The sequence below is a fragment of the Myroides sp. LoEW2-1 genome, from assembly GCF_009767705.1.
GTDB lineage: Bacteria > Bacteroidota > Bacteroidia > Flavobacteriales > Flavobacteriaceae > Flavobacterium > Flavobacterium album_A.
In genome coordinates, this window is record NZ_WSPP01000369.1 from 1 (window position 1) to 10,293 (window position 10,293).

General features: G+C 34.8%; 8 protein-coding genes. 6 read left to right on the plus strand and 2 right to left on the minus strand.

Features of this window, described 5'->3' with window-relative positions; genetic code table 11:
- Nucleotides 1–134: 134 nt before the first annotated feature.
- A complete protein-coding gene (locus GOQ24_RS16045; protein WP_155092713.1) occupies nt 135–947 on the minus strand; it encodes a purine-nucleoside phosphorylase in 813 nt (270 codons plus the stop codon).
- The gene (lpxK, locus tag GOQ24_RS16050; RefSeq protein ID WP_155092712.1) at nt 919–1,944 is read right to left on the minus strand and encodes a tetraacyldisaccharide 4'-kinase; all 1,026 of its coding nucleotides are present in this window, start codon (nt 1,942–1,944) and stop codon (nt 919–921) included. The genes GOQ24_RS16045 and lpxK overlap by 29 nt, the downstream gene beginning before the upstream one ends.
- A gap of 72 nt (nt 1,945–2,016) precedes the next feature.
- On the opposite strand from lpxK, the gene GOQ24_RS16055 reads away from it, so the two are divergent.
- The 6 genes from GOQ24_RS16055 (at nt 2,017) to GOQ24_RS16080 (ending at nt 9,651) form a co-directional block, all read left to right on the plus strand.
- Complete coding sequence (locus GOQ24_RS16055) at nt 2,017–3,111, plus strand: Nif3-like dinuclear metal center hexameric protein (RefSeq protein WP_155092711.1); 1,095 nt, start codon at nt 2,017–2,019, stop codon at nt 3,109–3,111.
- Nucleotides 3,112–3,113: 2 nt separating this feature from the next.
- On the plus strand, nt 3,114–3,893 hold the full coding sequence (locus tag GOQ24_RS16060) for a zinc ribbon domain-containing protein (protein WP_155092710.1): 780 nt from the start codon (nt 3,114–3,116) through the stop codon (nt 3,891–3,893).
- 45 nt (nt 3,894–3,938) lie between these two features.
- The gene (locus GOQ24_RS16065) at nt 3,939–4,769 is read left to right on the plus strand and encodes an alpha/beta hydrolase (protein ID WP_155092709.1); all 831 of its coding nucleotides are present in this window, start codon (nt 3,939–3,941) and stop codon (nt 4,767–4,769) included.
- Between the two features lie 40 nt (nt 4,770–4,809).
- Nucleotides 4,810–5,718 carry a 23S rRNA pseudouridine(2604) synthase RluF gene (rluF, locus tag GOQ24_RS16070; protein ID WP_155092708.1) on the plus strand — a complete coding sequence of 303 codons (909 nt, stop codon included), beginning with the start codon at nt 4,810–4,812 and terminating at the stop codon, nt 5,716–5,718.
- Nucleotides 5,719–5,955: 237 nt separating this feature from the next.
- A complete protein-coding gene (locus GOQ24_RS16075; RefSeq protein ID WP_155092707.1) occupies nt 5,956–8,301 on the plus strand; it encodes a TonB-dependent receptor in 2,346 nt (781 codons plus the stop codon).
- A 33-nt stretch (nt 8,302–8,334) separates the two neighbouring features.
- On the plus strand, nt 8,335–9,651 hold the full coding sequence (locus GOQ24_RS16080) for a DUF4374 domain-containing protein (RefSeq protein WP_155092706.1): 1,317 nt from the start codon (nt 8,335–8,337) through the stop codon (nt 9,649–9,651).
- Nucleotides 9,652–10,293 lie beyond the last annotated feature (642 nt).

The following is a 10,293-nucleotide window of genomic DNA, read 5'->3' on the forward strand; positions in this document are numbered from 1 at the left end:
AATTATAAGTCTAAAACTCGTTTTAATTGCAAGAACTTTTAATCTAAGAGAAAAGTAACGTTTTATATAATACAAAAGAGGGTGACCTTTTGGGACACCCTCCTTGAAAATTACATTATATAAAAAAACTAAAATTACATAGTTTTTATTAGCTCGTTGATTAATTGACGTGCAATAGGTTCTGCTGCTGCAACAGCTTTAAGTACGTCTTCGTGATGTGCTTCAACAATTCCTTCTTCGTTACCCATATCTGAGATAACAGAAATACCGAATACTTTCATATCCATGTGACGTGCAACGATAACTTCTGGTACAGTAGACATACCAACACAGTCAGCTCCTACAATTCGCACCATTTTGTACTCAGCTAACGTTTCAAATGTTGGGCCTTGTAGTCCGTAGTAAACTCCTTGTTTAATGTCGAAGTTCTTAGCTTTAGCTATTTCTTGTGCTTTCTTAATTAAAGTACCTGTATAGGCATCGTTCATGTTCACAAAGCGAGGTCCAAAGCGCTCGTCGTTGTGTCCTCTTAATGGATGGTCAGGGAAAGCATTGATGTGATCTGTAATGATCATAATGTCACCAACTTTAAATGACGGGTTCACACCTCCTGAAGCGTTTGATACAATAAGAGTTTCAACTCCCATATATTTCATCACTCTGATAGGAAATACTGTTTTAGCCATTTCGTATCCTTCGTAGTAATGGAAGCGCCCTTGCATAGCAACAACTTTTTTACCTCCAATGGTACCGAAGATTAAAGCCCCTTTGTGTCCTTTCACAGTAGATACTGGAAAGTTTGGAATTTCTGAATAAGGAATTTCATGCTCAATTTTAATATCAGCTGTTAAATTCCCTAACCCTGAACCTAAAACAATACCAATTTCAGGTTTGAAGTTTGTTTTCTCACTTAGATACTTAACTGTTTCTTGTACTTGTTCCCACATAGTCTAAAATAATTTTGTCAAACACTTCATGATTGTTAATGAAGGACGTTTGAATTGGTAAATAATACAATCTTTCAGAAGGGATTAAGTTTTGTAATCTAACATAATCCTTTTCTGTTGTTATAATGTTTTTGTTTCCTGCTTTCTGCAAAATTAGCTCTACGTCTGAAGGGGAAAAATGATGGTGATCGGGAAATGTTAAGCATTCTGTTTCTTCGTTCTTTAGGTGATCAAAAAAACTTTGTGGTTTAGCGATTCCTGCCACTAAAATATAGTCCTCATTTTTCAATAACTCAAGACTTACAGAACGTGATTTTGTATATGCAAGTTTACTGAATTCAATATACGTAAAAAAAGACAATTGTCCTGTTTTAAGATTTAATTTTTCAGTAATATTTCTTTGATTTTCTAAAGTTAAATTCTTTGGGCATTTTGTGACGATGACAATATTTGCTCTTTTGGCACCTGATCTTGATTCTCTTAAATTACCTGTCGGCAACATATAGTCTGAGTAGTAAGGTTCGTCATAGGTCGTCAGTAGGATATAAAACCCTGCTTTTGCGGCCAAATGTTGAAAGGCATCATCGAGGATGACAGCTTGCGTATCGGGTTTGTTTTTAAGGATACTGTGTATGCCATTCACTCTTTTTGCATCGACAGCAACATTGATATTGTCAAATTTGCTGTGATATTGAAATGGCTCATCGCCTATTTCTTCCATAGTCGTGTGGTCATTCGCGAGGATAAAGCCTTCGCTTTTTCTTTTATATCCTCTGCTTAATGTTGTAATTTGGTATTGATCTTTGAGTAGGCGAATAATGTACTCTACCATAGGAGTTTTACCTGTACCTCCCACACTGAGGTTTCCGACAGCTATAGTAGGGATGTCAAAAGAGGTTCTTTTGAATAAGCCAATGGTGTATAAGCAGTTGCGAATACTTGTAATTATCCCATATAAAATGGCAAAGGGAAAGAGTAAAAATCGTAATGTTTGCATAGTACGAAATTACCATTTTTTTATCTTTTGAGAAAATATATTACTTTAGTCCCTACATAGTAAATTGATAAAATGAAGATAAGAGAATTTATTCCATTAATGGAGGAGTTAGCACCGTTATCCTATGCTGAAGATTTTGACAATGTAGGTTTACTTGTCGGAAGTTATGAACAGGAAATTAGTGGTGTTTTGGTTTGTCATGACGCTTTAGAGGAAGTTGTTGACGAAGCTATTGAGAAACACTGCAATCTAATTGTTTGCTTTCACCCCATACTGTTTTCTGGTTTAAAGAAGATTACAGGAAAGAACTATGTTGAGCGCGCTGTGATTAAGGCCATTAAAAACGATATTGCCATATTTGCTATTCACACTGCTTTAGACAATCACCAGGAAGGTGTCAATAAGATTTTCTGTGATACTTTGGGAATCTCAAACCCTAAGATCTTAATTCCCAAGGCTAACTATATTCAGAAATTAGTTACTTATGTACCAGTTAAAGATGTTGAATCTGTGCGTGAATCGTTATTTAAAGCAGGTGCAGGAGCAATAGGCAACTATGACAACTGTAGTTTTATGTCTAAAGGACAAGGTACTTTTAAGGGAAATGAAAAGAGTAATCCCGTAATTGGTCAGCAGAATGTAGAAGAAAGAGTAGAGGAAGTCAAGCTTGAAGTTACTTTTGAAAAGCATCTACAGGCAAGTATTTTGAAAAGTTTGTTTGCCAGTCATCCTTATGAAGAAGTTGCCTATGAGGTATATCAGTTAGAGAACAAGTTGCAAAATGTCGGAATGGGGATGATAGGGGAGTTAGATGTAGCTATGGATGAAGTAGCGTTTCTTCAAATGGTTAAAGATAAAACGCAAACAGGAGGTATTCGCCACAGTGCTTTTCTCGGAAAACCGATTAAGCGAGTTGCGGTATTAGGAGGATCTGGAGCATTTGCGATTCAAAGTGCCTTAGCTCAAAAAGCGGATGCTTATATCACGGCAGATTTGAAATATCATGAATTTTATCAAGCTGAAAACCAGATAGTTTTGGCCGATATAGGACATTTCGAAAGTGAAAGATATATTAAAAATTATATTGTTGAGTATCTTAAGAAAAAAATGACTACTTTTGCAGTTATTTTATCAAATGTAAATACGAATCCAGTTAACTACTTATAAAGATGACAAACAAGAAAGAATTAACCGTTGAAGAGAAATTAAGAGCTTTATACGACTTGCAATTGATTGACTCAAGAATTGACGAAATTAGAAGTATGAGAGGAGAGTTACCTCTTGAAGTAGAAGATTTACAAGACGAGGTTGCTGGACTGAACAAACGCTTGGAAAAGTTACATTTAGACTTAAGCAATATCGAAACTGGTATCAAAGATAAAAAAGGTGCTATCGAAGAGTTTAAAGATGCTATCAAAAAGTATACTGAACAACAAAACCAAGTAAAGAACAACCGTGAATTCAATTCACTTGAAAAAGAGATTGAGTTTCAAAATCTTGAAATCGAACTTGCAGAAAAGCATATCAAAGAGATGAAGGCAAGTATCGAAAGCAAGAAAAACAATATCAATGATACTGAGACAAAACTTGCTTCGAGAAAAGAACACTTATCTCACAAAGAGGCTGAGTTAAAGAGCATCATGTCTGAGACTGAGCGAGAAGAGAAACTATTGTTAGAGAAATCTGAGGAGTTTAAAGCAAGTATTGAAGAGCGTCTTTTAACTGCGTATTCTCGTATTAGAAATGGTGTAAAGAACGGATTAGCTGTGGTGTCTATTGAACGTGGAGCTTCTGCTGGATCATATTTCACTATTCCTCCACAAACTCAAGTAGAAATTGCTGCTCGTAAGAAGATTATTACAGATGAGCACAGTGGACGTATTTTAGTTGATAGCGCTTTAGCTGAAGAAGAAAGAGAGAAAATCGATGCAATCATCGCAAAAATATAATTAAAATGAAAAGCCTCTTTTAAAGAGGCTTTTTTTATCTTGATAATGAAAAAGTGTATTGGTGCTTGTCTGAATCTTTTGTCCTACTTTAGTTTGCCTAAGGCTGTATCTATAGCTTTTAAGTTGTTCTCTACACCGAGAAAGGGAAGACTAAAAGCAAGAGAGTTGTCTGATTTCCTAAGTCAAGCAGAGCAATATGCGATTTCTATCGACGGACAGCAGATACATTGTTATAAGTGGAATGCTCATTTGGTTTCTAAGCCTCTTGTATTACTTATACACGGTTGGGAAAGCAATAGCAATAGATGGGAACAGCTTGTTGCTTTTTTAGGGCGAGAAAATTATCGATTTGTTGCTTTTGACGCTTTTGGTATGGGGTTGAGTAGTGGCAAGGTCTTTAATGTACCAGCTTATTCTAATTTGATTAGACAAATGCTCTTACACTTTGAACCAAGTAGAGTAGTGTCACATTCATTGGGATCTTTTGCTTTATTGAGTAGCTTAGCGGGACATTACTATTCTTTTTTGGAAAAGGTAGTTTTGTTAGGATGTCCAAATCGCTTTAAAGATGTTTTGGTGAATTACGGCGATATGATGAGTTATAACAGTAAGTTGAGAAATGGAATATACGATTATGCTCAAACTTTAATCGACGTGCCATTAGATGATTACGCTGCTGAGTATTATATTGAGAAGTTCAATCTTCCTGTCCTATTGATACACGATCGCCTTGATGATGTGGTGGTCTTAGAGGAATGTCATTTGTTTCACGAGAGAATCAAGGTTGCAAATAGCCATTTGGTTTTAACTGAAGGTTATGGACATTCTTTGCAAGATGCTAAAGTGTATCAGGCTATTGAGGATTTTATTCAATAGTTTTTTTATTTTTAAAAATTATAATTATTTATAATACCATATGGAAAATTCTGGTAAGACAAGATTAAATAAATATTTGTCAGAAGTTGGTTTTTGTTCTCGACGTGAGGCAGATCGCCTTATAGAAGAAGGGCGTATCACTGTTAATGGAGAAGTGCCAGAAATGGGACTAAAGGTGAGTGAACAAGATGAAATACGCGTGAATGGACGTCTGATACAAAACAATAACGAAACCCCTATTTACTTAGCATTTAATAAACCCATTGGCATTGAATGTACTACTAATCAAAAAGTAAGAGGCAATATCGTGGACTATATTAACTATCCTAAAAGGATTTTCCCTGTAGGAAGACTTGACAAAGACAGTGAAGGCTTGATTATCATGACTAATGATGGGGATATTGTCAATAAGATATTGCGTCAAAAGAACAACCATGAGAAGGAGTACTTAGTTACTGTTAATAGACCTATTACGGATCGTTTTTTACAGCGAATGGGGGCAGGAGTACCTATTTTAGACACAGTGACTAAACCGTGTAGAGTGGAACCTGTGAGTAAGTTTGTTTTCCGTATTTTTCTAACACAGGGGTTAAATCGTCAGATTCGACGTATGTGTGAGTATTTCGATTATGATGTGGTCGCTTTAAAGAGAATTCGAATCATTAATATTTCTTTAGATGTACCTGTCGGGAAGTACAGAGAAATCACCAAAAGTGAGTTAGATGAACTCAATCGTCTTATAGAACCTTCTATAAAAACGGAGGAGGCAAGCCTTGTTGAGCAACAAGAAAGTCAACAAAGTATTCGAAAGAGAATGCAAAATACCACTTCAAGAGAATCTTCACAAGAAAATAGACCCAGAAAGAACTTTGATCGCGAGAAGAATAATAGTAAAAATAAAGGTATTAAGCTCAAAAATGAGCGTTTAAGTAAGAGAAGAGAGAATTAATTTTAATTCTCTCTTTTTTTGTTTTAAAAAATAGATTGACATAATGCGAAATTAGTTTCTGCTGATATGTTAAAAATATATCTATTTTTTTAATAAATTATTATGTCTTTTTTTGTCTTTCATTTGGTCTTATTTAAAATCATTCTTTATAATTAGGCTATTTGTTTATAAACTCTCTATATTTGCTTTTAAATTTAATTAATCTAAATAAGTAAAACATAAAAGAGCATTAAACAAATGAAAAAAGCTTTACTACTAATGTTTTTGTTTATAATTGGAATTTCTCAAAATGTCCTTTCTCAGGATAGGCCAATTGTAATTACAGGAACAGTTAAAGACACTAAGGGAAATGTAGTTGACTACGCTACTGTTAGTTTAAAGGGGAGTCAAAGACATCACGATTTGACAAATGACAAAGGACAGTACAAACTCAAAATGGGAACTCCAGGGGAGTATACATTGGTAGTACAACACGTTAGTTATCAAACGCAGGAAGTAAAGATAAAGGCTACAGATGCTATAACCTATACACAAGATTTTACATTGTCTGAGAATACTTCTTATCTGGATAATGTTGTTTTAAATGTCAAGAAACCAATCGATAAAGTTCGCGAATCTGCTTATAACGTAATTGCAATTGATGCCAAACCGCTTTACAATTCATCTTTAGATGTGTCAGGTGCTTTGGATAGAGTATCAGGTGTAAAAGTTAGACGAGACGGTGCGGAAGGTTCTGATTATACGTTTTCAATGAATGGGTTTAGTGGACGTCACATCCGATTTTTTATTGATGGTGTACCTATGGAGGGGTTTGGAAGTGATTTTAAGATCAATAATATTCCTATCACGATGGTCGATCGTATTGAAGTATATAAAGGGGTAGTGCCCGTAGAGTTTGGTTCGGATGCCTTGGGTGGTGCGGTAAATATCATTACTAACAAGTCAAAGGAAACTAAGATTGATGCTTCTTTTACGACAGGGTCTTTTAATACCTACAAAAGTCACGTTAACGTAAGTAAAGTTTTTGACAATGGATTGACTTTTCAAGTAAATGCGTTTCAGAACTATTCTGATAATAACTATAAAGTATTAGTTCCTGTGGTCAATTTGAAAACAGGAGTTTACTCAAAAGAGAAACAATGGGTAAAGCGATTTAATGATCGTTTTCAAAATGCTACTGTAGTGGCTAAAGTAGGTGTTGTCGACAAACCTTATGCCGATCGATTACTTTTAGGATTTACTTATGGTGAAGGTAAAAAAGGCGTGCAGACTGGGACAATTATGGAAAAAGTTTTTGGTCAGAAAAAACGCCGTTCTGTTACAGTGATGCCTTCTTTGGAATACAGTAAGAAGAATCTGTTTGTTGAGGGATTAGATGTTAGTTTAACTTCAAATTACAATGCGGGATATAATCAGAATATCGATACAAGTGCTTACAAGTATAACTGGGCTGGCGATCGAATCAAAACTTTTAAGAAAGGTGAATCTGGTGGCGGAGCTTCAATGGTTAAGTTCTACGATCACAATGGTTCGACTTCGTTGAATGTGTCTTATAAGTTGAATGATAAACACGCTTTCAGTGCTAATAGCGTCTTGTATTACTTTAATAGAAAAACAGAAGATCCTCTTGCTGTAAAAGAAACGGAGGCTGAGAAAAATAGCGAATTGACACGCCGTAGTATGAAGAATATTTCAGCCTTGTCTTACCGTTATAACATATTAGATAATTTGAATGTTTCTATTTTTGGAAAACACTATCACATCAAACATACTTACCAAAGTGAGTCAACCAGTGTAGATCAAAGTGGTTACGGGATAGCTGCAACTTACTTGTGGAATGATTTTCAGGTGAAGTCTTCTTTTGAGAGAACCTTTAGATTGCCAACTGACTCTGAGCTTTTCGGTGATGGTGATTTAGTTTGGGGAAATACAAGTTTAAAACCAGAACAAGGAAAGAATGTTAACTTGAATCTTAGTTATTCATCAGTTATCGATAAAGTGCATTCTGTCTTTGGAGACGTTGGATTTGTGTATAGAAAAACGGAGGATTACATTCGAAAGAATCCTTATGGTTCTGGTTCAAGAGCCAATAGTGTGAATATTGGTGGTGTGGAGAGTATAGGGCTAAATTTAGAAGCGCGTTATATCTATGCCGATTTTATTCAAGTGGGAGGTAGCTTAACTACACAGAATATTCGCAGTAAACAAAAGTATACAATTGGTGGGTTTAATGTAAAGAACCCGTATTACAACGAGCGAATTCCAAATGAGCCTTACTTCTTTGGTTCAGTTGATGCCGGGATAATTTTTAAAGACCTTGGGAAGAAAAATAACAATCTAAATATCGGATATAATTTGCGTTATATCGATCATTATAGTTATGATTTTAAAGGCATAGGTATGAATCCTATCTGGATTCCTTCTCAAGTTATTCACGATTTAAATGCTTCATACAGTTTGATGAATAACAGCATTCACTTAAGTGTAGAGGCAAACAACTTGTTTGACAAATTGGCTTATGACAACTACAGCTTTCAAAAGCCAGGTCGCCATTTTATGTTTAAGATAAGATACTCATATTAAAATAATTACTAAATATAATAAACACTTTTAAAAATGAAAAAAAGATTATTCTCAGGAGCTTTGCTTGCTCTTGTATTTTCAGTATTTACATTTGTTTCGTGCTCAAGCGATGATAATTCAACTACTCAAGAACCATCTGAAGGTGGTGGAGAAGGAGATCCTAATAAAGAATTAGTAGAGCGTTATGTTATAGGTGCTTCTGCTTCAAGTACAAGTTTGCTATTAACAGTGCAAGATTTGAAAAAAGGAAGTATTTCTGTGAACGGAAATGGTGTGAATGCTTTGGGAACTACTGTTTATACCCACGGAGGTAATCGAGCTTATGTATTTGAGTATAGAAAAGGTGATCCTTCAGGTTCGCAAAGTTGGCTGTTAAACGATAAAGGACAGTTAACTATGAATACAAAATTAGATTTACCAACGCGTGAAGAGTTTATCGCAAGTATGGGTAAATATATGATTGCTACAACAGGAGGTGTGACACTTGATGGAGAAGATCCTAATAGTAATAAGGCACAAGCGTTTAACTTTATCGATGGTGCTACTGGAGAGGTAGCTTTCACATCTTATGTCAATGTACAAGAGATTGCTGAAAAAGGCGAGTATGCAAACTTTGCAGGATTAGAAACTATTGGTAATAATCGCTTTGTTATGGCCATTGAACCAATGAAGTTAAACAGTGAAAGTACTACTTCTGATCATAGAGATAGTGCATGGTTAGCTATTTTTAAATTCAATGAGAATGCTGAGAACGAAAATGATAAAGTAGTATTAGAAAAGGTAGTTAAGAGTGATAAGATGAGTTTTGCTGTTGCGCGTTACCGTTCAAGTCGTATTTCAACTATAGGAAAAGCAGGTGATGGAAATGTGTATTTATTCTCACCAAATGCTACTGATTCAAAAGGAGTTCCTTTTTCGTCTAAGCCAAGTGCCGTGATAAAATTTGATTCTAAAAAAGGTGATTTTGATCCAGGGTATTACTATGATTTAGAGGCAATTTCTGGAACGAAAGTGTATAAGGCTTTTGCTATAGGTGGTGAAAACTTCTTGTTGAATATGTTTGTAGAGCCATCAAATGCGAGTAATAGAGCTCCTGCTAATAAATTGGCTGTTTTCAATGTAATTACAGGTGATTTTAAATGGGTAGAAGGTCTGCCAGAAGCAGAGAATATTGCTGTAGCAGGTACTCCTTTTGTTGAAAACGAGGAAGTTTTTATCCCTGTTACTGCAGAGTCTAAGTCTAATGTGTATGTGTTAGATCCAAACACGGCAACAGTTACAAAAGGTCTTGAAATTAAAGATCTTGGAGATGGAAGTATTGGTACTATAGGGAAAATTAGCAATAAGTAATTGGAATTATAGTTTTTAGTTAGTTAGATGTTTTATAGTCAGAGAGGTCATATATTTTTTATATGACCTCTTTGCTTTTTAATTACTGTTGAGCTAAGCTGTCCTTAGTTTTGTTTTACAAAGTTTTTTTCTTGAGATGTAATCGGTTGCTCTTGTTTTACCTGTATGAAGTATCTGGCTGTCATCTATGAGTTCATATATACATATAGATAATTCCCATGTGAGTTTTGCTGGCGTAACTCATTGTAAAATAGTATAATAAATGAATTTCGTTTTCAAGTGATAGGTAAAATAAGAAGAAGCTGTAGTTTTAATGAAAAAAATCGTATTTGTGTTTCACTGCTATTGACCTGGTAGTATTAGTTTGTTTGAATAAGTAAGCTCTATTAATGATTTTGTATTTCAACCAAATGAAAGGTAAATACTATTGAAAATGCATTATTTTGTATTTGATTTGATATAATACAAAAAAAGCTCTAACAAATGTTAGAGCTTTCTTTTTTGTAGTCGGGGTGGCAGGATTCGAACCACTCCTCGTAAATATCTTTAAATCAATCTATTGTCTTTTTTGTAAAAAACCAACTCACCTAATAGCTCACCTTAGCAAATTAGGTTAAAATCAAATATAATGATTTTAAATGT